General features: G+C 74.2%; 23 protein-coding genes and 1 tRNA gene. 12 read left to right on the plus strand and 12 right to left on the minus strand.

Annotated elements, in window-relative coordinates:
• The first annotated feature begins 199 nt into the window (after positions 1 to 199).
• The 3 genes from BF93_RS16010 (at position 200) to BF93_RS16020 (ending at position 2,406) form a co-directional block, all read left to right on the plus strand.
• Positions 200 to 1,033 (plus strand): serine hydrolase domain-containing protein, encoded by an 834-nt coding sequence (locus tag BF93_RS16010; protein ID WP_038374073.1) that lies wholly within the window; start codon positions 200 to 202, stop codon positions 1,031 to 1,033.
• Positions 1,030 to 1,845 (plus strand): serine hydrolase domain-containing protein, encoded by an 816-nt coding sequence (locus BF93_RS16015; RefSeq protein WP_038374032.1) that lies wholly within the window; start codon positions 1,030 to 1,032, stop codon positions 1,843 to 1,845. Before BF93_RS16010 ends, BF93_RS16015 begins: the two co-directional genes overlap by 4 nt.
• 150 nt (positions 1,846 to 1,995) lie before the next feature.
• Positions 1,996 to 2,406, plus strand: coding sequence for a DUF3817 domain-containing protein (locus BF93_RS16020; RefSeq protein WP_084148634.1), 411 nt, complete (start codon positions 1,996 to 1,998; stop codon positions 2,404 to 2,406).
• A gap of 48 nt (positions 2,407 to 2,454) precedes the next feature.
• On the opposite strand, the gene folP is transcribed toward BF93_RS16020, so the two are convergent.
• Positions 2,455 to 3,399, minus strand: coding sequence for a dihydropteroate synthase (gene folP, locus BF93_RS16025; protein WP_038374033.1), 945 nt, complete (start codon positions 3,397 to 3,399; stop codon positions 2,455 to 2,457).
• Between the two features lie 153 nt (positions 3,400 to 3,552).
• Between folP and BF93_RS16030 the strand changes: the two genes are divergently transcribed.
• From BF93_RS16030 to BF93_RS16040, 3 genes are all read left to right on the plus strand, one after another.
• Positions 3,553 to 4,701: an NAD-dependent epimerase/dehydratase family protein gene (locus BF93_RS16030; RefSeq protein WP_038374034.1), complete on the plus strand. Its 1,149-nt coding sequence runs from the start codon at positions 3,553 to 3,555 to the stop codon at positions 4,699 to 4,701.
• Positions 4,702 to 4,711: 10 nt separating this feature from the next.
• On the plus strand, positions 4,712 to 5,854 hold the full coding sequence (locus tag BF93_RS16035; protein WP_038374036.1) for a glycosyltransferase: 1,143 nt from the start codon (positions 4,712 to 4,714) through the stop codon (positions 5,852 to 5,854).
• Positions 5,855 to 5,949: 95 nt separating this feature from the next.
• Positions 5,950 to 6,630 carry a GNAT family N-acetyltransferase gene (locus BF93_RS16040; protein WP_232226469.1) on the plus strand — a complete coding sequence of 227 codons (681 nt, stop codon included), beginning with the start codon at positions 5,950 to 5,952 and terminating at the stop codon, positions 6,628 to 6,630.
• Positions 6,631 to 6,716: 86 nt separating this feature from the next.
• Here the strand turns inward: BF93_RS16040 and BF93_RS19880 are convergent, their stop codons facing one another.
• Entirely contained in the window at positions 6,717 to 7,271 is a 555-nt protein-coding gene (locus tag BF93_RS19880; RefSeq protein ID WP_198025463.1) for a hypothetical protein, read from the minus strand.
• 214 nt (positions 7,272 to 7,485) lie between these two features.
• On the opposite strand from BF93_RS19880, the gene BF93_RS16050 reads away from it, so the two are divergent.
• Positions 7,486 to 7,833, plus strand: coding sequence for a TfoX/Sxy family protein (locus BF93_RS16050; protein WP_232226470.1), 348 nt, complete (start codon positions 7,486 to 7,488; stop codon positions 7,831 to 7,833).
• A gap of 86 nt (positions 7,834 to 7,919) precedes the next feature.
• On the plus strand, positions 7,920 to 8,384 hold the full coding sequence (locus BF93_RS19130; RefSeq protein WP_051487092.1) for a DUF4265 domain-containing protein: 465 nt from the start codon (positions 7,920 to 7,922) through the stop codon (positions 8,382 to 8,384).
• A gap of 11 nt (positions 8,385 to 8,395) precedes the next feature.
• Here BF93_RS19130 and BF93_RS16060 read toward each other — a convergent pair.
• Positions 8,396 to 8,469: transfer RNA gene (locus tag BF93_RS16060), tRNA-Met, on the minus strand.
• Positions 8,470 to 9,256: 787 nt separating this feature from the next.
• Here BF93_RS16060 and BF93_RS19135 point away from each other — a divergent pair.
• Positions 9,257 to 10,897, plus strand: coding sequence for an HNH endonuclease signature motif containing protein (locus tag BF93_RS19135; RefSeq protein WP_156954179.1), 1,641 nt, complete (start codon positions 9,257 to 9,259; stop codon positions 10,895 to 10,897).
• 20 nt (positions 10,898 to 10,917) lie between these two features.
• Here the strand turns inward: BF93_RS19135 and BF93_RS16070 are convergent, their stop codons facing one another.
• Genes BF93_RS16070 through hemE form a run of 9 tightly spaced genes read right to left on the minus strand, consistent with a single transcriptional unit; the run spans position 10,918 to position 20,563 of the window.
• The gene (locus BF93_RS16070; RefSeq protein WP_038374037.1) at positions 10,918 to 11,808 is read right to left on the minus strand and encodes an aminoglycoside phosphotransferase family protein; all 891 of its coding nucleotides are present in this window, start codon (positions 11,806 to 11,808) and stop codon (positions 10,918 to 10,920) included.
• Complete coding sequence (gene hemL / locus BF93_RS16075; RefSeq protein ID WP_038374039.1) at positions 11,805 to 13,112, minus strand: glutamate-1-semialdehyde 2,1-aminomutase; 1,308 nt, start codon at positions 13,110 to 13,112, stop codon at positions 11,805 to 11,807. The genes BF93_RS16070 and hemL overlap by 4 nt, the downstream gene beginning before the upstream one ends.
• A 41-nt stretch (positions 13,113 to 13,153) precedes the next feature.
• On the minus strand, positions 13,154 to 14,164 hold the full coding sequence (hemB, locus tag BF93_RS16080; RefSeq protein ID WP_038374040.1) for a porphobilinogen synthase: 1,011 nt from the start codon (positions 14,162 to 14,164) through the stop codon (positions 13,154 to 13,156).
• Positions 14,165 to 14,174: 10 nt separating this feature from the next.
• Positions 14,175 to 14,963, minus strand: coding sequence for a uroporphyrinogen-III synthase (locus BF93_RS16085; protein WP_051487094.1), 789 nt, complete (start codon positions 14,961 to 14,963; stop codon positions 14,175 to 14,177).
• Entirely contained in the window at positions 14,960 to 15,946 is a 987-nt protein-coding gene (gene hemC / locus BF93_RS16090) for a hydroxymethylbilane synthase (protein WP_038374042.1), read from the minus strand. The genes BF93_RS16085 and hemC overlap by 4 nt, the downstream gene beginning before the upstream one ends.
• Positions 15,943 to 17,142, minus strand: a complete 1,200-nt coding sequence (locus tag BF93_RS16095) for a ferrochelatase (protein ID WP_038374043.1) — start codon at positions 17,140 to 17,142, stop codon at positions 15,943 to 15,945. The genes hemC and BF93_RS16095 overlap by 4 nt, the downstream gene beginning before the upstream one ends.
• Before the next feature lie 39 nt (positions 17,143 to 17,181).
• Positions 17,182 to 17,928, minus strand: coding sequence for a hydrogen peroxide-dependent heme synthase (hemQ, locus tag BF93_RS16100; RefSeq protein WP_038374044.1), 747 nt, complete (start codon positions 17,926 to 17,928; stop codon positions 17,182 to 17,184).
• Positions 17,925 to 19,385: a protoporphyrinogen/coproporphyrinogen oxidase gene (locus tag BF93_RS16105; protein ID WP_038374046.1), complete on the minus strand. Its 1,461-nt coding sequence runs from the start codon at positions 19,383 to 19,385 to the stop codon at positions 17,925 to 17,927. The genes hemQ and BF93_RS16105 overlap by 4 nt, the downstream gene beginning before the upstream one ends.
• A complete protein-coding gene (hemE, locus tag BF93_RS16110) occupies positions 19,382 to 20,563 on the minus strand; it encodes a uroporphyrinogen decarboxylase (RefSeq protein WP_084148637.1) in 1,182 nt (393 codons plus the stop codon). The genes BF93_RS16105 and hemE overlap by 4 nt, the downstream gene beginning before the upstream one ends.
• A 71-nt stretch (positions 20,564 to 20,634) precedes the next feature.
• Here hemE and BF93_RS16115 point away from each other — a divergent pair, with 71 nt between their 5' ends.
• The 3 genes from BF93_RS16115 (at position 20,635) to BF93_RS19650 (ending at position 23,067) form a co-directional block, all read left to right on the plus strand.
• Positions 20,635 to 22,167 (plus strand): glutamyl-tRNA reductase, encoded by a 1,533-nt coding sequence (locus BF93_RS16115; protein WP_084148638.1) that lies wholly within the window; start codon positions 20,635 to 20,637, stop codon positions 22,165 to 22,167.
• Positions 22,164 to 22,478 (plus strand): hypothetical protein, encoded by a 315-nt coding sequence (locus BF93_RS16120; RefSeq protein ID WP_232226471.1) that lies wholly within the window; start codon positions 22,164 to 22,166, stop codon positions 22,476 to 22,478. Before BF93_RS16115 ends, BF93_RS16120 begins: the two co-directional genes overlap by 4 nt.
• Before the next feature lie 220 nt (positions 22,479 to 22,698).
• Positions 22,699 to 23,067 carry a VOC family protein gene (locus BF93_RS19650; RefSeq protein ID WP_156954180.1) on the plus strand — a complete coding sequence of 123 codons (369 nt, stop codon included), beginning with the start codon at positions 22,699 to 22,701 and terminating at the stop codon, positions 23,065 to 23,067.
• The last annotated feature ends 62 nt before the right edge of the window (positions 23,068 to 23,129 follow it).

Here is a 23,129-nt window from a genome sequence, read left to right on the forward strand (position 1 = left end):
TCAGGTCCCCCGCCGGCGGCCGGTCCCCCCGGACCGCCTGCGCATCGGCCCCGCTGGGTCCGCGGCGGTCCGGCAGGTGCCGGAACCGCCCGGGTCCGATGGGAATACCCTGGACGGCCGGACGAGGGTAAACAACCAGTAAAATGTGAAGGATCTGTGTGGGTTGCCCGGCGGGCTCGTGGCCTGGGAGGCTGGGACGGTGGACAGCACCTCGCGCATCGACGCCGCGGCCCTCGCCGCCGACCTCCCCTTCCCCCACGCCGTCGGCGTGACCTCGCCCGCGCAGACCCTCGCCGTCACCGGCGACGATGCCCGCGTGATGCCCCTGGCGTCAGTGTCCAAGCCGATCACGGCGCTCGGCGCGCTGGTCGCGGTGGAGCGCGGATACCTGTCCCTGGACGAGCCGGCCGGCCCCGAGGGCTCCACCATCCGCCACCTGCTGGCGCACGCCGCGGGCTACGCCTTCGACGCCCGCCAGGAGCTCGCGCGCCCCGGGGCGCGGCGCATGTACTCCAACGCCGGCTTCGAGGTGCTGGGGGAGCAGCTCGAGCTGGCCACCGGCTACGAGGTCGGCGAATGGCTCGAGACCACCGTGTGCGGACCCCTGGGGCTGCGCGACCTCGAGGTCGACGGCTCCCCGGCGGCCGGCTTCCGCGGCAGCATCCGCGACCTCCTCGCCATCGGCCGCGAGCTGCTGAGCCCCACCCTGATCGGCGCGGAGCTGGCCGAGCAGGCCCGCAGCGTCCAGTTCCCGGGCCTGGCGGGCCTCCTGCCCGGCTACGGCCGGCAGAACCCCAACGACTGGGGCCTGGGGATGGAGATCCGGGCGCACAAGTCCCCGCACTGGACCGGGGCGCTGAGCTCCCCGCGCACCTTCGGCCACTTCGGCCAGTCCGGCTCGTTCCTGTGGGTGGACCCCGAGGCGCAGCTGGCCGCGGCGTTCCTGGGGGAGGAGCCCTTCGGCCCCGCCCATGCGGCCGCCTGGCCCGGGCTGACCGACGCGATCCTGCGCGCCCACGGCATCGGAGCATGAGCGCGCTGGACGTCCTGGACGAGCTGCCCTTCGAGGGCGCCGCCATCGTCCTGGGCCCCGAAGGGGTGCGCGAGCGCCGCGGCGACACGCGCCGCGAGCGTCCCTGGCGCTCGGTCACCAAGACCCTCACCGGCTACACCGCCGCGATCGCGCTCGAGGCCGGCACGGTCGACCTCGACGATCCCGCCGGCCCCGAGGGCTCGACCCTGCGCCATCTGCTGTGCCACGCCTCGGGCTACTACTACGGCTCGGACAGCACCCTCCAGCCGCCCGGCCGGCGCCGCCACTACTCCAACTACGGCATCGACAGGGCCGCCGAGCACATCGGCCGCCGCGCCGGCCGGGACTTCGCCGACCTGGTCCAGGAGGGCGTGCTGGACCCGCTGGGGATGACCGGGGTGCGCTGGACCGGATCGGCCTCCGTGGGCGGCTTCTCGCCGCTGGAGGACCTCGCCCTGTTCGCCCTCGAGCTGCTGCGCCCCACCCTGCTGGGGCCCGAGGCCTTCGCCGCCGCCACGACCGAGCAGATCCCCGGGCTCAAGGGCGTCATGCCCGGCTTCGGCTCGCAGGACCCCAACCCCTTCGGCCTCGGCTTCGAGGTGCGCGGCACGAAGTCCCCGCACTGGACCGGTCGCGGCAACGACCCGGCGACCTTCGGCCACTTCGGCATGCTCGGCACGGCCCTGTGGGTCGACCCGGCGGCCGATGTCGCCCTGGTCCTCGGCACCGACCACGAGTTCTGCGACGATCACCGCCGCGTGCTGCCCCTGCTGGCCGACGCCGTCCTCGCCGAGCACGCCCGGCGGCGCTGACCCGTTCCCCCGGGCCGGATCCCGGAGACCGGTTCGCTGGTCCGGCGGGTGCGGCAGCGGTGCCGGGACGCTCCCAGGCGCGCCTGGGAGGATCGACGGCGGCGCCACGCCCGTCCAGATCCGCTCCCGTCCTTCGGAGGACACTTCGCCATGAGCACCCCGCAGACGCCCGAGACGCTCGACAGCGCACCCGAGACCGCCTCGACCGGCCCCGCATCGGCCGACTCCGCATCGACGGCCCCCGCATCGGCCGAGGTCTCGCCGCTCGGGCGGATCTTCGCGATCGTCGCCTTCGTGGAGGCGTTCACCTGGGCCGGACTCCTGGTGGGCATGTTCCTGAAGTACGTGACCGGCACGACCGAGGCCGGGGTGTGGCTGTTCGGCCGCCTGCACGGCGGGGCCTTCATGCTGTACGTCGTGCTCGCCCTGCTGAGTGCGTGGAAGCTGCGCTGGCAGTGGTGGGTCGCCCTGGTCGCCCTCGCCGCCGCGATCCCGCCGCTGGTGACCGTGCCGCTGGAGATGTGGCTGCGCCGCACGGGCCGGCTCGGACGCCGGGGCTGAGGCCGCCGCTGCGGCGTCAGGCGTCGTGGCCGTCCGTCGTCGTGGCCGTCAGGCGTTGTGCACGAGGGGGCCCACGGGGTCCCGGCTGCCGTCGATGATCTCGAGCATGCGCACCAGGCGCACCGTCTCGCGCACGTCGTGGACCCGCAGGATGCGGGCGCCGCGGGCGATCACCCAGGCCGCCGCCGCGAGCGAGCCCTCCAGGCGCTCCTCCTTGGGCAGCCCCAGGGACTCGCCGATCACGTCCTTGCGCGACAGCGCCGCGAGCACCGGAAGGCCGAAGCCGGAGAACTCGTCCCAGCGCCGCAGCAGCTCGAGGGTCTGACGGGTGCTCTTGTTGAGATCCGGACCCGGGTCCACGATGATCCGGTCCTCGGCGATGCCCGCCTCCCGGGCGAGGGCGACGCCCTCCGCGAGCCGGCTGCGGACCTGCGCGACCACGTCGTCGTAGTGCGGGCGGGGGAGCTCGGTGCGGGGCGCGGCGAGGGAATGGGTCACCACCACGCTCGCCCCGGTCCCCGCGACGACGGTCGCCATCTCCGGGTCGGAGAAGCAGGTGGTGTCGTTGATGAGGTCGGCGCCGGCGGCGATCGCCTCCCGGGCGACGGAGGCATGGAAGGTGTCCACGCTCAGGCGCACCGCCGGGGCCTGCTCGCGCAGCGCCGCGATCACCGGCACCACCCGCTCCGCCTCCTCGGCGGCGGGCACCGGCGCTCCGGGGGCGAACTTCACCCCGCCGATGTCGATGATCGCCGCGCCCTCGGCCGCCGCGGCCAGCCCGCGGTCCACCGCCGCCTGCAGCTCCCAGGTGGCGCCCTGGTCGAAGAAGGAGTCGGTGGTGCGGTTGACGATCGCCATCACGCTCACCCCGTCGACGGGCAGCGGTCGCGGTCCCGAGCCGGGGTCGGTGCGTGGCGACGCCGACCCAGGGGCGCGCGATCCCGCCGCCTCGGGGCGCGACTGCGCCGCGGCCCCGCCATGCGTGTGCGACATGTCCGTTCCTCTCGAGTTCATCGGCCCGTCCCCGTCCTTTGAGGGTTCTGGGACCTCGATGAGGTTAGATGACGGGACTGCCATTTTCCCCCGCCCGATCCGCGGCCCCGCGCGCCGGGCGGAACGACCACCCCCCTTGGGAGGAATCACGACATGAAGATCGTCGTCGCCGGCGGAGACGGATTCTGCGGCTGGCCCACTGCCCTCTACCTCTCGCAGAAGGGTCACGAGGTCACCATCGTCGACAACCTCGTGCGGCGGGAGATCGACGAGGAGCTCGGCTCCAACTCCATGACCCCGATCCTCCCGCTCGAGGAGCGCGTGGCCGCGTGGAAGGAGATCACCGGTCTCGAGATCGGCGTGCGCATCGAGGACCTCACGGACTACGAGGCCGTCTCCGCGATCTTCCAGGAGCTGCAGCCCGAGGCGTTCGTGCACTTCGCCGAGCACCGCAGCGCCCCCTACTCGATGATCGACCGCGAGCACGCGATCGAGAACCACCGCAACAACGTCGAGGGCACGCTGAACGTGCTGTGGGCGATCAAGGACTTCGCCCCCGACTGCCACCTCGTCAAGCTCGGCACGATGGGCGAGTACGGCCAGCCGAACATCGACATCGAGGAGGGCTGGATCGAGATCGAGCACAAGGGCCGCAAGGACCGCCTGCCGTTCCCCAAGCAGCCCGGCTCGTTCTACCACCTCACCAAGGTGCACGACAGCGACAACATCATGTTCGCCTGCCGCATCTGGGGCATCCGCGCCACCGACCTCAACCAGGGCGTCGTCTACGGCCTGGAGACCGAGGAGACGCGGAAGGACGCCCGCCTGGCCAACCGCTTCGACTACGACGCGGTCTTCGGCACGGCGCTGAACCGGTTCCTGATCCAGGCGGCCATCGGCCACGACCTCACCGTCTACGGCGGCGGCTCGCAGACCCGCGGCTACCTCAACATCCAGGACACGGTGCGCTGCATCGAGATCGCCTGCCAGAACCCGGCCGACCGCGGCGAGTTCCGCGTGTTCAACCAGTTCACCGAGCAGTTCTCCGTCAACGAGCTGGCCGAGAAGGTGCAGAAGGTCGCGAAGGACCAGGGCATCGACGTGGAGATCGCCCACATCGACAACCCGCGCGTGGAGAAGTACGACCACTACTACAACGCGGTGAACACGAACCTGCTGGACCTGGGCCTGCAGCCGCACCTGCTGACCGACGAGGTCCTCGCCGAGATCCTCACGGTCTCCCGCGCGAACGCGGAGCGCGTGCGCCGCGAGCTGGTCCTGCCCACCGTCACCTGGAAGTGATGATCCGCCGGTGAAGATCGCCATCGTCACCGAGACCTTCGTGCCCTCGGTCGACGGGGTCGTGACACGGCTGCGCCACGCCGTGGAGCGCTTCGTCGACCTGGGGCACGAGGTCATGGTCATCGCCCCCGACCTGGGAGTCCATGAGCATCACGGGGCGCGGATCGTGGGCATCCGCCCGGTGACGCTGCCGTTCTACAAGCACCGGCGCTTCACCCTTCCCACGCCCACGGTCGACGGCATCATCCGCGGGTTCCACCCGGACGTCGTCCACGCCGCGCAGCCGATCCTGCTGGCGAGCTCCGGGGCGTACGCGGCCAAGCGCCAGGACATCCCGCTGCTGGCCAGCTACCACACCCACATCCCGCGCTACCTCGACCTGTACCGCGGCTACCGCTGGGGCAAGCCCGCGGTGTGGTGGCAGATCAAGCGCAACCACGCCCTGGCCGACGTCAACCTCGCGACCTCGCAGGCCATGAAGGAGGAGCTCTCCGCGCAGGGCATCCACAACCTCCACGTGGTGCGCCGCGGCGTGGACACCCTCGCCCACCATCCGCGCTTCGCCTCCGAGTCGATGCGGGCGCGCCTGTCCGGCGGCCGCCCCGACAAGACGCTGCTGGTGTTCGTGGGACGCCTGGCCAAGGAGAAGGAGATCCAGCGGCTGCGGCCGATGCTGGACCGCCGCGACGACGTGGTCCTCGCCATCGTCGGCGACGGACCGTACCGGCACGAGCTCGAGGAGACCTTCCGCGGCACCTCGACCGTGTTCCCCGGCTTCCTGGGCGGGGAGGAGCTCGCCAGCGCCTTCGCCTCCTCCGACGCCTTCGTCTTCCCCTCGGTCACCGAGACCCTGGGCCTGGTGATCCTCGAGGGGATGGCCTCCGGGCTGCCGGTGGTCGCCGCCCGCTCCGGCCCGACGATGGAGCAGGTCGTCGACGGGGAGAACGGGCTGCTCTACGACTCCGGGGACGAGGCGTCCCTGGACGCGGCCCTGGACCGCCTGGCCGATCCCGCCACCCGCACCCGGATCCGGCAGGCCGCCCGCGCCGAGGCGGAGAAGTTCTCCTGGGAGCACGCCTCGGACGACCTGCTGCACTACTACGAGCTCGCGATCGCCACGCACCGCGAGACCCGCGGAGGCGACGCCTGGTGAGCACGCCTGGACGGCCGATGAGCACTCCCGCGGAGAAGGACCGATGAGCACTCCCGAGGAGAAGGACCGATGAGCACTCCCGCGGAGAAGGACCGATGAGCACCCCCGCGGAGAAGGAGGCGGCCGTGGACCCGCAGACCGTGATGCCCGATGCCGAGCAGCTGCTGCGGCCGATGCCCGCGCCGACCGCCCGGGTCCTCGAGGGGGAGCGGGTGCGCCTCGAGCCGCTGCGGGCCGAGCACGCGGAGGGCCTCGCCGAGGCCGTCCGCGACGGCGAGCTGTGGCGGATCCCGTACGCCACCCACATCCCGCGGCCCGAGGCCATGGCGGCCGGCGTCGAGGCGACGCTCGTGAAGGCCGCCGCCGGCCAGATCATCGCCTGGGCCGTGATCCTGCGCGGCCGGGACGGCGCGGCCGACCGGGTGGTGGGCCAGACGACGTTCCTGAACATCGCGCGGGCCGATCGCCGGCTGGAGATCGGCAGCACCTTCCTGTCCGCCTCCACGCACGGCACCGGTGTGAACGCCGAGGTGAAGCTGCTGCTGCTCACCGAGGCCTTCGAGCGGCTCGGCTGCCTGCGCGTGGAGCTGCGCACCCACCATCTCAACGCCGCCTCGCGCCGCGCCATCGAGCGTCTGGGCGCCACCCAGGAGGGCATCCTGCGCGCCCACCGGATCCTCCCGGACGGCTCGCTGCGCCACACGGTCGTCTACGCGATCCTCGCCGACGAGTGGCGCGGCGTGCGCGCCCTGCTGGAGCAGCGACTGGGGCGCTGAGGACGCTCGTCGGGCGCGTGTCCTGGCGCAGCGCACGCCGGCGGTGCGAGGCCGGCTGGGCGCGCCGTCGGAAGGTGCGGGATTGCTCAGCCCCGACGCGGGCGCAGCAGGTCCTTCCAGCCGCGACGGGGACGGCGCTCGAGAGCGGCCTCGGCGTCGGCCGTCTCGCGGCGCGCCCGGCGGCGCTCCTGGGCGGTCGGTCGGGCGGGATCGGAGCGTCGCGCGGCATCGGAGCGTCGCGCGGAGTCGGTCTCCTCGGGATCCGCCGCGGGACCTGGGCGGGGACCCGAGGCGCCCTCCGGGGCGAGGGCGTCGTGGCCCGCGGGGCCATCGGCCTCCTCGAGGGCGTCCGCGTCGGCGTCCTCCTCGTCGACCTCGATCCACTGGTCGGTCCAGCCGATGTCGTCGACGTCCCGCGGTCGATAGTCCTCGCGGGCCGGGACCTGGTCGGCGACCTCGTCGCGGTCGTACTCGGCGGGCGCGTGGACGTCCTCCGCCCGGTGCGGGACGTCGCAGGTCCAGTAGTAGGGGCAGCCGGGGCAGCCGGCCGTGTCCGTGCCGGGTGTCGCCTCGCGCTGCATCTGCACGCCGTCCTGCAGCTGCAGGACGCGCAGGCGCGCCTCGTACGGGTTGATCTCCACGGTCCGAGGCTACTCGGTGGCGCGGGAGCCGGCCCGCCCGCCCTTGACAGGGCGGCATCTGCGCTCAGGATGGGAGGAGACACCGTCGTCGACGCCGGGAGGCCCCCATGGCCCGACTCTCTGTATTCGCCGTGAGAACCGTGCCGGGTCGCTCGCGGACTCCCGGCGGATGCCTCGACGGGTGCGTCGGGGTCGCTGCCGGTCGAGGCGGTCGGTGACCGTGCCGCTCACGCCGGAGCAGTCCGCGGTCATCCGCCGTGTCCGGTCCGCGCTGCCGCCCGGCGCCGCCGTCCGCGAGGTCTCGATGTTCGGCTCCCGGGCCGTGATGCTCGAGGAGCGGATGCTCGTGGCCGCCGGGAAGGACGGCTCCCTCCTGGTCCGCGTCGATCCTGCGCGCGGGGCCCAGCTGTGCGCGCGCCCCGGGGCCGCCCCGGCGGTGATGGGCACGGGCCGGCCGATGGGCACCGGCTGGATCACCGTGGAGCCCGCGGCGCTCGCCGCCGAGGAGGATCTCGCCGGCTGGCTCGAGGAGGCGCTCGCCTTCCACGCCGGGAGCGGCTGACCCGCCCGAGGGTCCTCCCGCGCGCCGTATCCTTGCCGCGGGCCGACGACGACCTCCGCCTGGGAGACGGCCCGGAAGGAGGGCCGATGCCGCCGGACGAGCTGGTGCGGGTGAGCTTCACGCTGGGGCCGGATGCTCCGGCCGATGCGGAGGGCATCTGGGCCCGGCCCACGGACCACGGGACGTACATCGTCGACAACATCCCGTTCTACGCGCGGGACGTGGCCCTGGGCGACGAGGTCGGCGCGGACCGGGAGGGCGGGCGGCTGTGGTCGCGCGGCGTCATCACCCCGTCCGGGGCCATGACGCTGCGCTTCATCGTCCTGGCCGAGGACGAGTACCGCGCCCTGCGGGACATGCGCTGGCTCGCCGCCCGGCTGGACGCGCTCGGCATCGACCACGAGGACGACGAGGACCGCCTCATGGTCGCCTCCGTCCAGCAGACCCACGACCTCGACGCCCTGCTGGTCGCCGTGCGCTACTTCCGGGCCTCCGGTGCGGGCCGGGTCGAGCCCGGAGGCCTCGCCCCCTGGTGGCCGGCCGGCGCCTGAACGCCCCGGGGACGCTCCGGCAGGATTCGAACCTGCGACGCACTCCTTATGAGGGAGCTGCTCTACCGGGCTGAGCTACGGAGCGATGCGGCGCCCGGTTCGGGACCGCGTGATGACCATCGTGGACCTGCCGGGCGCGCGGGTCCAGGGCCTCGTCATGTGCCGTCTCAGGCGGGCGCATGGAGCCGCGGGAGGACACAGGGGGTGGTGCGGCGTCGCATCGAGGAAGTGATTCTGCGTGATTGTCAAGAGCCTCCGAAGAATGGGGACAACTCTGCATGGGGGGGAGTGGGGCGGGTCGGAAGTTCCTGCGGCGATGGCAAGAAAGGCCAGGTCAGACGTGCGGTGTGTGCACGCAGTCATATGGTGACGGATGCGGGAGAAGTGGCGGAAAGAATTCATCCACAATGCTTCCCACGGGGCGTTCGGCGGGATAGGCTGGAGGTGTTTCGAACGTAGGTGCGAGCCGTGGCGTGGGGCCGGGGCGACGGCATGAGGGGGTGGTCGTGATGCTGCAGGAGCCGATTCCGTCGCCGGCGGTGGATGCGGATGCCACCGCGGGACGGGCGATCCCGGCCGGCGCCGGCGCCGGCGCCGGCGCCGCTGCCGGTGCCGGCGCGGCCCCGGCGTCCTCCCCGGCCCGGGGTGCTGACTCCGCCCCCGTGCCCGCCCCCGCGTCGAGGTCCGTCCCCGCTCCCTCTTCCGACGCCTCCGGGGAGGGTGCGCCGGGACGGGGCGAGGGGGTCGATGCCGCGGTGGCGGCGTTCGTGGCGCAGGTCCCGGGACGGATCCGGCGGGGCTCCATCCGTGAGCATTCCGCGCATACCCGTGATTCCGTCCCGGTGAAGGCCGGCACGGAGGGTGACCCGGTGATGTCGGCCGTGCTGCAGGAGGTCTGGGACGCGACCGCGGCCGAGGGGCCGGTCCTGGCGCGGAAGCTGCGGGCGGTCGCGAAGCTGTGGGCCGGGCCCGAGGAGACCACCTGCGAGCTTCCCCGCGAGGGGGACCTGGAGGCGCTGACGGCGGCGGTGGCGCTGCGGACCACGAGGTCGCGGGCGTCGTTCGTGATCCGCGATGCCCATCACGGGGTGGACTGCTTCGCGTCCTGTCTCGCGCTGCTGGAGGCCGGCCGGTTCCCCGCCGCGTGGTTCGAGCGGATGCTGGTGCGGGTCCGAGCGCTGTCGGAGACATCGCTGCGGGGGATGGACGCGATCATCGCCCGCTGGGACCTGCGGGTCCCCGTCGAGCGGTTCCACAAGCGGCTGGGGCAGCTGATCGCCTGGGCGGAGTCGATCGAGGGCCGGCAGGCGGAATCTCGCCCGATCGAACGCTCGGTGTTCGTCTCCGACCTCGGGAAGGGGATGGCGTGCCTGCAGGTGCAGGGGCCTGCCCCGGAGATCCACGCGTTCGCGCGGCGTCTGGACGTGGCCGCGAAGGCGGTGCAGTCCGCGCAGCGGGCCGTTCTCCGGGAGCGCGGTCCGGACTCCGTGGTCCCGTGGGACGTGGACGGCATGGCGAGGAAGGAGGGTGCGCCGTTGCGTCGTGACGTGCTGCGCTACCTCCTGGCGACCAAGGCCGTCCTGGACACGGAGGGCATCGAGGTGCCGAAGGACCGCTTCCGGATCTCGGTGACCGTGCCCATGATGACGCTGCTCGGGCTGTCCGATGCGCCCGCCACGTTGGACGGGGTCACGCCGGTCCCTGCCGGGATGGCGCGGGCCCTCGCGGGCGGGCAGGGGGAGTGGTACCGCGTGCTGACCGACCCGTGCACGGGAGCGTTCGTGCCCGCCCCCGCGCAGCAGTACCGGCCCACCCCGGCGATGCTGGAGTACCTGCGGCTGGGAGACCCGACGTGTGCGGTCCCCGGGTGCGGGCGCAGCGTGTCGTGGGCCTCGCAGGCCGACCACATCCAGGAATGGCTCGACGGCGGGGCCACGAGCATCGAGAACCTCCACCTGCTGTGCGAGCGGCACCACCAGGACAAGACCGCGCGGATCATCGACCCTGAGAGGGTCCAGCCCACGGGGTGGACGGAGGGCTGCTACCGGCCCGGGGCGACGCGGTGGCTGCTCGGGTCCACGGAGGGCCGGCACGTGATCACCAGTTTCCACGACGACTGGGACATGATCGGTCTGGAGACCCTCCGAGGGCTCGTCGCCCACTACCGAGAGCATCCCGACCACGGCTGCGACGAGACCTGTCTCGCCCCGTGGAGGGGCACCGCCCTGCCCGCACCCCCGACCCCGCCACCACTGGAGGCGAGACCTCCTGGTGAAGGATCCACGATCGCAGCGGCGTCCGATGCTGCCGCGCGCCCGGCCGACGGGACCGCGGAAGCGCGGAGCGCGTCCCAGGAGTCCGAAGCCCCGGAGAGTGCCACGACGTCGGACGGCCCCGGAGCCACGGACGACGCGGAGCGCCCCGCGGACGGCGCTGCGGCGACCAGCACCGACCCGACCCCCATCCCGGAGCCTCCCGGGGGCTGGGGACCACAGGGACCCCCACCGTTCTGATCACCGGGTCGGAGCGTCGCTCACGCGAAGATCTCCAGCAGGCGGACGCACTTCGGCGGGTCGTCGGTCAGCCCGTGCTGCAGGCCCCAGATCAGGTAGGAGCCGGCGCGGGTGACGACCCAGGACCGGGCGCGGTCCGCAGGGACCCCGGAGATCTCGACGAACCGTTCGAACAGGCGCGCCGTCGCCGCCTCGTCCTCGATCTCGTCGAAGCGGCTCCACAGGATCCGGCCCAGGTCGTACTCCGGGTCGCCGCGCAGCAGCACCGGGTCGACCACCAGCCAGGGCTCGCGGGTCCCGGCGAGGACCTGCCCGAAGTGCAGGTCCCCGTCGGCCGCCCCGTCCCCCGGGTCGCGCTGCGCGAGCAGAGCGGCGTGGCGGACGACGCGCTCGGCCAGGCGGCGGGGGATCGGCCGCCCCGTCCTCTCCCAGCCGGTGGGGAAGCCCTCGGCAAGATCCTGCGCCTCCTCGCGGGTGCTGGGCACGTCCGCATCGGCCGGGACCGGCACCGCGAGGCGGCGCACGAGCCCGGCGAGGACCTCGACGGCCTCCACCAGAGGCACGTCGTCGAGGGAGACGCCGCCGTCGAGCCGCTCCAGCAGCACCGCGCGGCGCGCGAGGTCGCTGTCCTCGAGGGCGACGGTCCCGCGACCCTCCCACAGGCGCAGATCCTGCACCAGGCGGTGCACGTCGTCCCCGGGCGGGGCCAGCCGCAGCGCCAGCGGATCTTCGTGGCGACGCACCGGGACCACGAGGGCATTCGACCCGTGCATCGGCGCACCGTCGAGCTCCAGGTCCCAGAGGCGGCACTGCTCCGCGACCGCCCGCGGCAGCTCCTGCAGCCACGCCCGCCCGGCCTCGTCCCACGACCAGCGGGGCTGGGCGCGGAACGAGTCCGGGACGGGGATCATCGCGCGGCGGCGGCCTTCGCGGCCGCGGGCAGCGCGGCGGCGATGCGGTCGATGATCTCCGGGGTGTGGGCGGTGGAGACGAACCACGCCTCGAAGGCCGAGGGCGGCAGGTAGACGCCCGCCTCCAGCAGCGCGTGGAAGAAGCGGGTGAAGGCGGCGGTGTCCTGCGCCTTCGCCTCGGCGTAGGTGCGCACCGGCTCCTCGCGGAAGAACACCGAGAACAGGGTCCCGGCGCGCTGGATGACGTGGGGGACCCCGGCGGCGGTGAGCGCATCGGCCACCAGCTGCTGGAGGGTGGAGCTGGCGGTGTCCAGGGTGCGGTAGGCGGCGTCGTCCAGCCCGGCGAGGGTCGCCAGGCCCGCGGCGGTGGCCAGGGGGTTCCCGGAGAGGGTGCCGGCCTGGTAGACCGGGCCGGCCGGGGCGAGCAGGCCCATGAGGTCCTCCCGGCCGCCGAAGGCGCCCACGGGCAGGCCGCCGCCGATGACCTTGCCGAAGGTCATGAGGTCCGGCGCCCAGCCCTCCCCGTCGATGCCGTAGTGGCCCTGCGCGCTCGCACGGAAGCCGGTGAGGACCTCGTCGCTGATCAGCAGGGCGCCGGCGGCGTGCGCGGTGTCGGCCAGGAAGCGGTTGAAGCCCACGCCGTCCACCTCCGGCGGGGGGACGACGCCCATGTTCGCGGGGGCGGCCTCGGTGATCACGGCGGCGATCTCGTCGCCCCGCTGCGCGAACAGCTCGGTGAGCGCGGCGCGGTCGCCGTAGGGCAGCACGACCGTGTCGCGGGCGGTGCCCTCCGTGACCCCGGCGGAGCCGGGCATGGCGAAGGTCGCGACGCCGCTGCCGGCCTCGGCCAGCAGCGCGTCCACGTGGCCGTGGTAGCAGCCGGCGAACTTCACGACCACGTCGCGGCCGGTGGCGGCGCGGGCCACGCGCAGCGCGCTCATGGTCGCCTCGGTGCCGGAGTTGACCAGGCGCAGCTGCTGGATCGGGCCGATGCGCCGGGCGACCTCCTCGGCCAGGGTGACCTCGCCGGCCTGCGGCGCCCCGAAGGACAGCCCGCGGGTGGCCGCGTCCTGCACGGCGGCGACGACGGGCTCGTGCGCATGGCCCAGGACCATCGGCCCCCAGGAGCCGACGAGGTCGACGTACTCGCGGCCGTCGGCGTCGGTGAGCAGGGCGCCCTTCGCGGAGGCGAGGAACGGCGGGGTGCCGCCGACGCTGCCGAAGGCGCGCACCGGCGAGTTCACCCCCGACGGGATGACACGGCGGGCACGGTCGAACAGCTCCTGGGAGAGCGAGGGGGTCATGGGTCCTCCTGGGGACGGGTCGGGGCGGGCGGCGGGACGGATCAGAGATGCTCGCGCAGGTGCTCGGGCAGGCCCTCCTGGAACCATCCGGCGACCTCGCTGGCCCAGTAGGTGAGCACCGTGGTGGCGCCGGCGCGGCGGAAGGCCAGCAGGGACTCGAGGATCGCGCGGTCGCGGTCGATCCAGCCGTTCGCGGCGGCCGCCTCCACCATCGCGTACTCGCCGGAGATCTGGTAGGCCCCCACCGGCACGGGGGAGGCGGCGGCGACCTCGGCGAGGACGTCGAGGTAGGGCAGGCCGGGCTTGACCATCACCAGGTCCGCGCCCTCGGCGACGTCGAGCTCGAGCTCGCGCAGGGCCTCGCGGGCGTTGCCGGGATCCTGCTGGTAGGTGCGGCGGTCGCCCTGCAGCGAGGAGTCGACGGCCTCGCGGAAGGGGCCGTAGAAGGCGGAGGCGTACTTCGCGGTGTACGCGTACAGGGCCACGTCGTGGTGACCGGCGCCGTCCAGCGCTTCGCGGATCACGGCGATCTGGCCGTCCATCATCCCCGAGGGGCCCAGCAGGTGGGCACCGGCCTCCGCCTGCGCGATCGCCATCTCGGCGTAGCGATCGAGGGTCGCGTCGTTGTCCACACGGCCGGCCGCGTCCAGCACGCCGCAGTGGCCGTGGTCGGTGAACTCGTCCAGGCACAGGTCGGCCATGATCAGGGTGTCGTCGCCCAGCTCGGCGCGCAGGCGGGCGATGCCGCGGTTGAGGATCCCGTCCGGATCGGTGGCGCCGGAGCCGAGGGCGTCCTTGTGCTCCGGCACGCCGAAGAGCATGAGGCCGCCGACGCCGCGCTCCACGGCCTCGGCCGCCGCCGCGACGAGGGTGTCCAGGGTGTGCTGCTGCACCCCGGGCATGGAGGAGATGGGGCGGGGCTCGTCGCCCTCGCGCACGAACATCGGCAGCACCAGGTCGGCCGGGCGCAGGGTGTGCTCGCGCACCAGGGAGCGCATGGCGGCGCTCTGGCGCAGACGGCGGGGCCGGATCACGGGAACGGGACGGGGCATGGGGTGCTCCTCAGGATCGGGGGTGCTCGGCGATCGCGGCGGCCACGGCGAGGGCCAGGGCCTCGTCGGTGGCCTCGCGGGCTCGGGCGTGGACGGTGAGGCCGGCCTCGCGGGCGGCCTCCTGGGTGGGGCGGCCGATGGCGACCACGGGGATGGAGCGGTGCACGCGCAGCGAGGCGGCCAGGCGCGCGATCATCGGGCTGGTCAGCACGAGCGCGGCATAGGAGCCGAGGGCGAGGCCGCGCACGACCGGGGCCGGCTGCGGCACCGCGCGGGGACGGTAGGCGATGACCTGGGAGACGGCGTAGCCGGCCTCGGCCAGTCCCTGCGGGACGGTCGGGGCGGCGGCCGCGGAGGCGGGGAACAGGACCCGGTCCCCGGGGGCGGCCGGCGGCATCTGCGCGACGAGGTCCGCGCCGCTGCCGGCGGCGACCAGCGCCACCTCGATCCCGGCATCGGCCAGGGCGCGGGCGGTGCCCTCGCCGACGGCCACCACACGGGTGGCCGCGGGCACCGTGAGGACCGGGTCCGGGCCCTCGCCGCGGAAGGCCGCGAGGGCCTCCACGGCGGTGCGGCTGGTGATCACCAGGTGCGTGTACACGCCCGCGGCCAGGGCGGCGACCTCCTCGCGCAGGTCCGCGTCGTGCTCGAGGCGCAGGCGCACGAAGGGGGAGTGCTCGACGGCCAGCCCCTGCTGCTCGAGCAGGCCGATGAGCCGATCGGCGCGCTCGGCGGGCCGCGTGACCAGCACGGGCCGTGCGGCCCGCGCCGGCTGCGCGGCGGCGGAGGGAGAGGTCACGACGTCCTCGCGTCGGCGAGGATCGCCCCGGCGCCGCGTCCCAGCAGGGACTCGGCGAGCTGGGCGCCCAGCCGCGCCGGCACGGAGGCGGCGCCGGTCAGCTCGTCGTGGGCGAGGTCCAGGGGGGCGCTCGCCTCGGCCCGCACGGCGTGGCCGCCGTCGGTCCGGATCGCGAGGGCCTGCAGCTGCAGCCGGGCGCCGTCCATCTCGGCGAAGGCCGCCACGGGGGCCGAGCAGCCGGCCTCCAGGGTGCGCAGCAGGGAGCGCTCGGCGGTGACGGCGGCGCGGGAGGCCGGGTCGTCCTCCCGGGCGAGCGCCTCCACCAGCCAGGCGAGGCCGGGATCCTCGAGGCTCTCGCTCCGCACCTCGATGGCGAGGGCGCCCTGGGCGGGGGCGGGCAGCATCGTCGAAGCGGGGAGCAGCTCCGAGATCGCGGCGTCCCGGCCCAGGCGGCGCAGGCCGGAGGCGGCCAGCACCACCGCGTCGAGATCCGCGTGCTCGCCGAGCGCCCGCCCGAGGCGGGTGTCGATGTTGCCGCGGATCGCGACGACGTGCAGGTCGGGGCGGGCATGCAGCAGCTGCGCGGCGCGGCGCGGGGAGCCCGTGCCGACGCTCGCCCCGCGGGGGAGGTCCGCCAGGGTCAGCCCGTCCCGGGCGCACAGCGCATCGCGCGGATCCTCGCGGGCGGGGATGCAGGCCAGGGCGATGCCGTCCTCCGGGAGGGTGGGCAGGTCCTTGCAGGAATGGACGACCGCGTCGACCTCGCCGTCCAGCAGCGCGCGGCGCACCGCCGTGACGAACACGCCGGTCCCGCCGATCTGGGCGAGCGGGCTGGTGCGGTCCGCGTCGCCCTGGGTGCGGACGTGGACGAGCTCGACCTCGCGGCCGGTGCCGGCGACCAGCGCGCGGCCGGCCTGCCCGGACTGGGCCAGGGCGAGGGCGGAGGCCCGGGTCCCCAGGCGCAGGGGGGCGGGTGCGCTCATGACCTCGCCCCCGCCTCCTGCGGGACCGGCGCGCCCTCGCGCGCCTCCCGCAGCATCGCCGCGATCTCCTCGAGGGTGTCGATGCTCCGCGCGTCTGGGACCGCGCGGGCGGCGCTGACCTGGCAGCAGTTGTGGCCGCACACGTCCTCCACCACCGGCAGCTCGGTCACCGCGAGGCGCTCGCGGGACGGATCGAGATGCTCCTGCACGACATCGGCGAGGGCGGCGACGAAGCGGGGATCCGTGCCGGAGGTCGCCACGCGGCGGAAGGCCAGGCCGTGCTCCGCGGCGGTCTCCTTCGCCTCCGTGTCCAGGTCCCAGATGACCTCGACGTGGTCGGTGACGAAGCCGATCGGCACCACCACGACCGCCTCGGCCTGCTCGGAGGAGGCCAGGGACTCGATGACGTCGTTGACGTCCGGCTCCAGCCACGGCACGTGCGGGGCGCCGGACCGGGACTGGTACACCAGCTGCCAGTCGGGCAGCTCCGGCAGCTCGTCGCCGAGCTCGTCCATCACGTAGCGGCAGGCGGCCAGGTGCTGGGCGACGTACCAGCCGCCCTGCCCGTCGGCCCCCGCCCCGGCCGGGCCGGAGGCCTCGGTCATCGCCGTGGGGATCGAGTGGGTCGAGAACAGCACGGTGGTGCTGTCGAGGTCGTGGCCCTCGCGGGCCAGCTCCTCCAGGGCGGTGCGCACCCCGTCGACCACGGGGGCCAGGAAGCCGGGGTGGTTGAAGTAGGAGCGGGACTTGGTGATCTCCACCTCGCCCAGCAGGCCCGCCTCGTCCAGGCGCTGCGCGAAGTCCTCGCGGTACTGGCGGCAGCCCGAGTACGAGGAGTACGCGCTGGTGATCAGCGCCAGCACGCGGCGGTGGCCGTCGGCGTGCAGCCGGGTGAGGGCGTCGGCCGTGTACGGCTCCCAGTTGCGGTTGCCGAAGTAGATCGGCAGGGAGACGTCGCGGCGGGCGAGCTCCTCCTCCAGGGCGGCGATGAGCGCACGGTTCTGGGCGTTGATGGGCGAGCGGCCGCCGAGGGCGCGGTAGTGGCCCGCGACCTCCTCGAGGCGCTCGTCCGGCACGCCGCGGCCGCGGGTGACGTTGCGCAGGAACGGGATCACGTCGTCCTGGCCCTCCGGTCCGCCGAAGGAGGCGAACAGGACGGCGTCATAGCGCGGGGAGACGGGAGCGGGGGTGGTCATGGGGTCTTCTCCTCCGGAGCGGTCGGGGCGGGCGCCGGCTCAGGCCAGCAGGGCGGCGACGTCCTCGAGCGAGGCGAGGCGGCGGCCCGTGTGGAAGGGCAGCTCGTCGCGCACGTGCAGACGGGCCTTGGAGTAGCGCAGGTGGCGCATCATGTCGACGAGGTCGTGCAGGTCATCGGCCTCGAAGGAGAGCAGCCACTCGTAGTCGCCGAGGGCGAAGGCGGCCACCGTGTTGGCGTTGACCTGCGGGAAGTCCCGGCCCAGCAGGCCGTGCTCGCGCAGCATCTCGGCACGCTCGGCGTCCTCCAGCAGGTACCAGTCGTAGCTGCGCACGAAGGGGTAGACGGTGATCCACTCCTTGCGGGTCATGGAGTCGACCATGAACGAGGGGACGTGGCTGCGGGTGAACTCGGCCTGGCGGTGCACGCCCATGGCCGCCCACTCGCGGTTCAGCCAGGTGCCCGGCAGGGAGCGCTCGAACTCGCGCAGCGCCGCCTGCAGCGCCTCGGGGCGGTCCGCCGCGAGCCACAGCATGAGGTCGTCCTCGGCGCGGAACCCGCTGACGTCGTAGAAGCCGAGGATCTCGACGTCCTCCGCCTCGATCAGCGCGACGGTCCCGGCCAGGGCCTCGAGGATCTGCTCCGGGGCGACCTCGCCGTCCTCGGTCAGGCCCGAGAGGCGGCGGAACACGGTGTACGAGGTGTACCGGGTGACGTCGCCGCCGGAGCCGGTGCCGCGCTCGGCGGCGTCGCTCGGGGTGGGACCGGGGTGGTGGCTGCTGCTCATGGACGGGTTCCTTCCGTGATGGGTCGAGGGGCCTTCGTGGGGCGGTGGGCGGCGCGTGCGGCCTGGTGGGCGCGCACGATCGCGTCGATGCCGGTGCCGGAGCGCCAGGAGCCCACGAGCTCCAGCGAGGCGGCGGCGGAGCCGGGCGGGGCGTGCTCGAGCAGGTCGCGCAGCGCCTCGAGGGCCGCGCGGTGGCCGGGCCCGGGCTGGCGCATCGCGCGGGACCAGTCGATCACCTCGGCGCCGAGGAGGTGCCGGGCGGTCAGGGGCGTGCCGAGGATCGCGCCGGCATCGGCCAGGGCGAGCTCGCGGATGCCCTCCTCGTCGGGCAGCTCCTCCCCGGGCCGGCCGTAGGACAGCCGCACCACGTGCGGGGAGGCGGCCTGCGGGTGGGCGGCCCGGGCGGCGGCGGCCACGTGCTCCCACTTGGCGCTGGCATGGGTGAGGGCCTTGGCCCGCACCCCCGGGGTGCCCGGGGCGACCAGGGCGCCGGTGCCGCTGGGCAGGGCGTCCAGCGCCGGTGCGTCCAGGACCAGGGCCACCAGGCGCACCGGGGCGGAGGGGGCGTCGGGGATGGCGGCGGCGATCTCCGGCGCGGCCTCGCGCAGCAGCGCCGCGGCCGCATCGGGCGGGCAGGCCAGCACCAGGCGGTCGGCGACGCGGCGCTCGCCGGCGGCGGTCGTGGCCCACCAGCTGCCGTCCTCGCGGCCGATGCGGGCGACCGGGGTGCCGGTGCGGATCTCGCCCCCGGCCGCGGCGATCCGCGCGGCGAGGCGCTGGGGGAGGACGGCCATGGTGGGGGTCAGGGAGCGGACGTTCGCGCCGGCGCTGCGGGTGCCGGGGGCGCGCAGGCGGCGCACCGCCGCGGTGAGGGAGCCGTCCTCGCGCAGGCCCGCGAGCAGCGCGGGGGAGGCGGTCGCGAACTCGAGGACCGCGGGATCGGCCGAGTGCACGCCGCCGACGACGGGGGCGACGAGGCGCTGCGCGACGCGGCGGCCGCAGCGGGCGGTGACGAGATCGGCGACGCTCGCCCCGGGGCGGTCACCGAGGCGGGCGGGCAGGAAGCGCTCGGCGGCGGCGCGCAGCGCGCCGGTCCAGCCGAGGACGGCGCGGGCATCGCGGGCCAGGGGACGGGCGGGGATGCCCAACAGGGCGGGCGACGGGGCGCGGTGCGTGCCGGCGGCGGAGACGACGCGGCTGGCCAGGCCCGTGCGCGGGGCGACGGTGCGGTCGGCGAGGTCGAGCTCGGCGAGCAGCGCGTCCACGGCGCCGGAGGCGATCGAGTACGCCTCCGCGCCGATGCTGAGCGGCACCCCGGCGACCTCGCGGGCGGCGATCGCGCCGCCCGGTTCCGGGGCGGGCTCGAGCAGGGCGACCTCCCGGCCCTGCTCGAGGTGGCGGGATGCGGCGAGGAGCCCGGCCAGGCCCCCGCCGATCACCAGCACGCTCTCGGTCATCGCTGCTCGTGCAGGAAGGCGACGAGGTCGGTGAGGACCTGGGGGTCGGCGTCCGGCGGGACGCCGTGGCCGAGGTTGACGACGTGGCCGCTGGCCGCGGCGCCGGCCGCGAGCACGGCGCGGGCCTCCGCGAAGCGGGCCTGCTCGGAGGTGAACAGCACTGCCGGGTCGATGTTGCCCTGCAGCGGGGTGCCCTCCGGCAGCTGGGCGAGGGCCTCGTCCAGGCGGATCCGGTGGTCGACCCCCATCACGGTGGCGCCGGCCGCGTGCATCGGGGCGAGCAGGTGCGCGGCCCCCACCCCGAAGTGGATCCGCGGCACGGGCAGGTCCGCGACGTGCGCGAACACGGCCGCAGAGTGCTTCTGGACGTGCGCGGCGTACATGTCGGTGCCCAGCGAGCCGGCCCAGGAGTCGAACAGCTGCACGGCCGATGCGCCGGCCAGGATCTGGGCCCGCAGGAACCGGCCCGAGAGCTCCGCCACCCACGCCGCCAGGCGGTCCCAGACCTCCGGCTGCGAGCGCATCAGGGCGCGGGTGCGCAGATGGTCGCGGCTGGGCCCACCCTCGACCATGTAGCTGGCCACGGTGAAGGGGGCGCCGGCGAAGCCGATCAGCGGCGTGGTGCCGAGCTCGCGGACGGACAGCGCGACGGCCTCGCGGATCGGGTCGAGGGCGGCCTCGTAGGCATCGCCGACCGGCGGCAGGGCGTCGACGTCGGCCGCCGTGCGCACCGGGTGCTCGAAGACGGGGCCGACCCCGGGACGGATCTCCACGCCGACGCCCGCGAGCAGCGCGGGCACCACGATGTCGGAGAAGAAGATGCCGGCGTCGACCGTGTGCCGTCTCACGGGCTGGGCGGTGATCTCCGCCACCAGATCCGGCTTCACGCACGCCTCGAGCATGGTCGTGCCCTCGCGGACGGCCCGGTACTCGGGCAGCGACCGGCCGGCCTGGCGCATGAACCAGACGCTCGCCGGAGCGGTCGTGGCCTCCCCGCGCAGGCGTGCCAGCAGCGGCGCATCGGCGACCCCGCCGGAGGCCGCGGAGCGGAGGAACGGGTGGTCGGAGGGGAGGTCCGAGGCGGAGAGGGCGAGGGTCGCGGCGGCCGCGGGGGCGAGCGGCTCAGGATCTGACGACCTGTCGTGAAAAAGGGCCTCTGACGTGCTGTTCTGTGTCATGACGCACCTATTGTGCACACGTTTCCTGCGAGCCTCGAGCCCCGGGCCGGTGCGGGCCTAGACTCGAGGACATGCTCGTCGCCGTCCGCGCCACCCATGATCACCTCGATCTCGGAGTCCTCGATGCGCTGACCCGTGACGCCGGCAGCCTGCCCGCCGTGATCGGCGAGGTGCTCGCCGAGCGCGCCGACGCCGAGCCCGCCCTGGACGGCTGGGTCGTGGTCAGCACCTGCAACCGCCTCGAGGTCTACGTCGACGCCCGCCGCTTCCACGACGGCGTCGACGTCATCGTCGAGGCCGTCTCCCGCACCAGCGGCATGAGCCGCGACCTCGTCGCGCTGTGCTTCGAGACCGCGATGGACGCCCCCGTCACCCATCACCTGTTCGAGGTGACCTCCGGTCTGCGCTCCCTGGTGATCGGCGAGGCGGAGATCGGCGGCCAGGTGCGCAGCGACTTCGAGGCCGCGCGCGCCGAGGGGCTGACCACGACGCTGCTCAACGACCTCTTCCAGCTCGCCTTCCGCTACGCCAAGCGCGTGGCCACCGAGGCGCCCGTCGGCGCGGCCGGCCGCTCCGGCGTGGCCGTCGCCCTGGACCGCGCGTCCCAGGCCCTCGGCGGTCTCGGCGGGCGCCGCGTGCTCGTGATCGGCACCGGCGCCTACGCCCGCCTCGGCGTGGCCGAGCTGACCCGCCGCGGCGTGCGCTCCGTGCTCGTGCACTCGGGCTCCGGCCGCGCCCCCGCCTTCGCCGAGCGCCACGGCGTGGCCGCCGTGCCCGCCGGCGGCCTCGATGCGGCGCTGCGCGAGGCGGACCTCGTCCTGGCCTGCTCCGGCCGCGGCACCAGCCTGTTCCCCGAGCAGCTGCTCGAGGCGGGGCCCACCCTGATCCTCGACCTCGCCCTCCACTCCGACCTGCACCCGCTGCTGCGCCACCTCCAGGGCGTGCGCGTGATGGGCCTGGCGGACCTCGCCTCCCAGCTCGACGACGCCGCGGAGCCCGCGCTCGTGACCGCCCAGGCGATCATCGCCGAGGGCGCCGCGGAGTTCCGCTCCCGCCAGCAGGTGCGCCGGGTCGACCCGGCCATGGCCGCCATGCGCCACGCTGTCGCCGAGAGCGCCGATGCGGAGATCGCCCGCCTGCGCCGCGATACCTCCGACGACGTCGCCGATCAGGTCGAGCGCTCCATCCGCAAGATCCTCGCGAAGGTCATGCACTCCCCGGCGGCCCGCGCCCGGCGCCTGGCGGAGAACGGCCACGCCGACGAGTACGTCGAGGCCTTCCACACCATCTTCGGCATCGACATCTCCGCGCACCGCGAGGGCGAGGCCGATGGCCAGGAGACGGGCCCCGACGGCTGGATGCGCCTGGACCGGACGATCCCGCCGCGCATCAGCGAGGACGCCGCCTCGCTGACCGCCCTCGACTCCCGCGGCGCGCCGGCCACCGCCCTGGCCTCCGCCCGCTACGCGCGCATCGCGATGACGGCCTGCCCCGTCGACCACGGCATGGGGCGCCACGCCTCCGTCGAGGCCCCGGCCGTGCCGGAGGCCTCCCTTGCCGCCGATCCCGCCGCCCGGCCCGAGATCCTGGGAGCCGCCCGATGACCCGCCCCGACACCCCGGCCGCCTCCGACCCGGCGGCCGCCCGCGAGGAGCAGGGCCGCGCCATCACGCGCCTGCTCGCCCTGCTCGAGACCGAGGACGCCCTGGACCCGCGCGTCATGGAGGCCCGCGCCGAGCTCGCCGAGGCCACTGCCCGCACCGGGGAGTACGAGGACGCCATCAAGCAGGCCGACGAGCTGCTCAAGGACGCCCAGCGCGAGCACGGCCCCGAGCATCCCACGGCCGTCCGCTCCGGCGCCGCCGTCGACCTGATCCTCGAGCTCGCCGGCCTCGCCGGTCTCGAGCGCGCCTGAGCAGCGTCTTTGTGCGCTGGGAGCCGACATGGTCCCAGCCCTCGAGGTGACCTGAGACGTCGGGGCAGGCGCTGGTCGCCAGAACCAGGTGAGGGGATCAAATGGTCCTGCAGGGAGAACTTCTGTAGGGGAATCGCTGCAGTTCGACGGCAAGCCTGGGGCACGTCGGAGGGTGTCTAGGTGGGGCCGGGGACGAGTGGAACCTGGGTAGGGTTGGACGATGGAAGATGCACCCGTTCTGCACAATCCCGTAGTGATCATCGACGTCACAGACCTGGTCAGATCAGGTGAGTTCTGGGGGCGTTTGCTTGGAGTCACGCCCGGATCACCTCGCAGCAACGGCGACTACCTGACCGTCGGCCCCATCGCCGTCGGGGCATCGTTGGTCCTGCAACGTGTGGAGGAGGCGCACCTCCAGAAGAACCCAGTCCATCTCGACTTCCAAGTGGCTGACGTCGAAGATGCGCTGCAGCTGATCATCAGCCTTGGAGGGAAAGAGCTTCCGACGCACTTCACCGGTGAAGGCGTCACGGTCGCCGACCCGGACGGAAACGAGTTCTGCATTGCTCCTGCTTCCCGGAGCTCATAGGTCCTCCCTGCTCGCCGATTCGCGCTCCACTTCTCGCTCGGACATGCAACTTGTGTGTGGTC

It is taken from the genome of Brachybacterium phenoliresistens (assembly GCF_000576425.1).
Taxonomy (GTDB): Bacteria; Actinomycetota; Actinomycetes; order Actinomycetales; family Dermabacteraceae; genus Brachybacterium; species Brachybacterium phenoliresistens.

Coding starts and splice junctions, on each gene's coding strand:
- BF93_RS16015 (WP_038374032.1), top strand. CDS start 1,030: ATGAGCGCGCTGGACGTCCTGGACGAGCTGCCCTTCGAGGGCGCCGCC.
- BF93_RS16020 (WP_084148634.1), top strand. CDS start 1,996: ATGAGCACCCCGCAGACGCCCGAGACGCTCGACAGCGCACCCGAGACC.
- folP (WP_038374033.1), bottom strand. CDS start 3,399: ATGTCGCACACGCATGGCGGGGCCGCGGCGCAGTCGCGCCCCGAGGCG.
- BF93_RS16030 (WP_038374034.1), top strand. CDS start 3,553: ATGAAGATCGTCGTCGCCGGCGGAGACGGATTCTGCGGCTGGCCCACT.
- BF93_RS16040 (WP_232226469.1), top strand. CDS start 5,950: ATGAGCACCCCCGCGGAGAAGGAGGCGGCCGTGGACCCGCAGACCGTG.
- BF93_RS19130 (WP_051487092.1), top strand. CDS start 7,920: ATGCCGCCGGACGAGCTGGTGCGGGTGAGCTTCACGCTGGGGCCGGAT.
- BF93_RS19135 (WP_156954179.1), top strand. CDS start 9,257: ATGTCGGCCGTGCTGCAGGAGGTCTGGGACGCGACCGCGGCCGAGGGG.
- BF93_RS16070 (WP_038374037.1), bottom strand. CDS start 11,808: ATGATCCCCGTCCCGGACTCGTTCCGCGCCCAGCCCCGCTGGTCGTGG.
- hemL (WP_038374039.1), bottom strand. CDS start 13,112: ATGACCCCCTCGCTCTCCCAGGAGCTGTTCGACCGTGCCCGCCGTGTC.
- hemB (WP_038374040.1), bottom strand. CDS start 14,164: ATGCCCCGTCCCGTTCCCGTGATCCGGCCCCGCCGTCTGCGCCAGAGC.
- hemC (WP_038374042.1), bottom strand. CDS start 15,946: ATGAGCGCACCCGCCCCCCTGCGCCTGGGGACCCGGGCCTCCGCCCTC.
- BF93_RS16095 (WP_038374043.1), bottom strand. CDS start 17,142: ATGACCACCCCCGCTCCCGTCTCCCCGCGCTATGACGCCGTCCTGTTC.
- hemQ (WP_038374044.1), bottom strand. CDS start 17,928: ATGAGCAGCAGCCACCACCCCGGTCCCACCCCGAGCGACGCCGCCGAG.
- BF93_RS16105 (WP_038374046.1), bottom strand. CDS start 19,385: ATGACCGAGAGCGTGCTGGTGATCGGCGGGGGCCTGGCCGGGCTCCTC.
- hemE (WP_084148637.1), bottom strand. CDS start 20,563: ATGACACAGAACAGCACGTCAGAGGCCCTTTTTCACGACAGGTCGTCA.
- BF93_RS16115 (WP_084148638.1), top strand. CDS start 20,635: ATGCTCGTCGCCGTCCGCGCCACCCATGATCACCTCGATCTCGGAGTC.
- BF93_RS16120 (WP_232226471.1), top strand. CDS start 22,164: ATGACCCGCCCCGACACCCCGGCCGCCTCCGACCCGGCGGCCGCCCGC.
- BF93_RS19650 (WP_156954180.1), top strand. CDS start 22,699: ATGGAAGATGCACCCGTTCTGCACAATCCCGTAGTGATCATCGACGTC.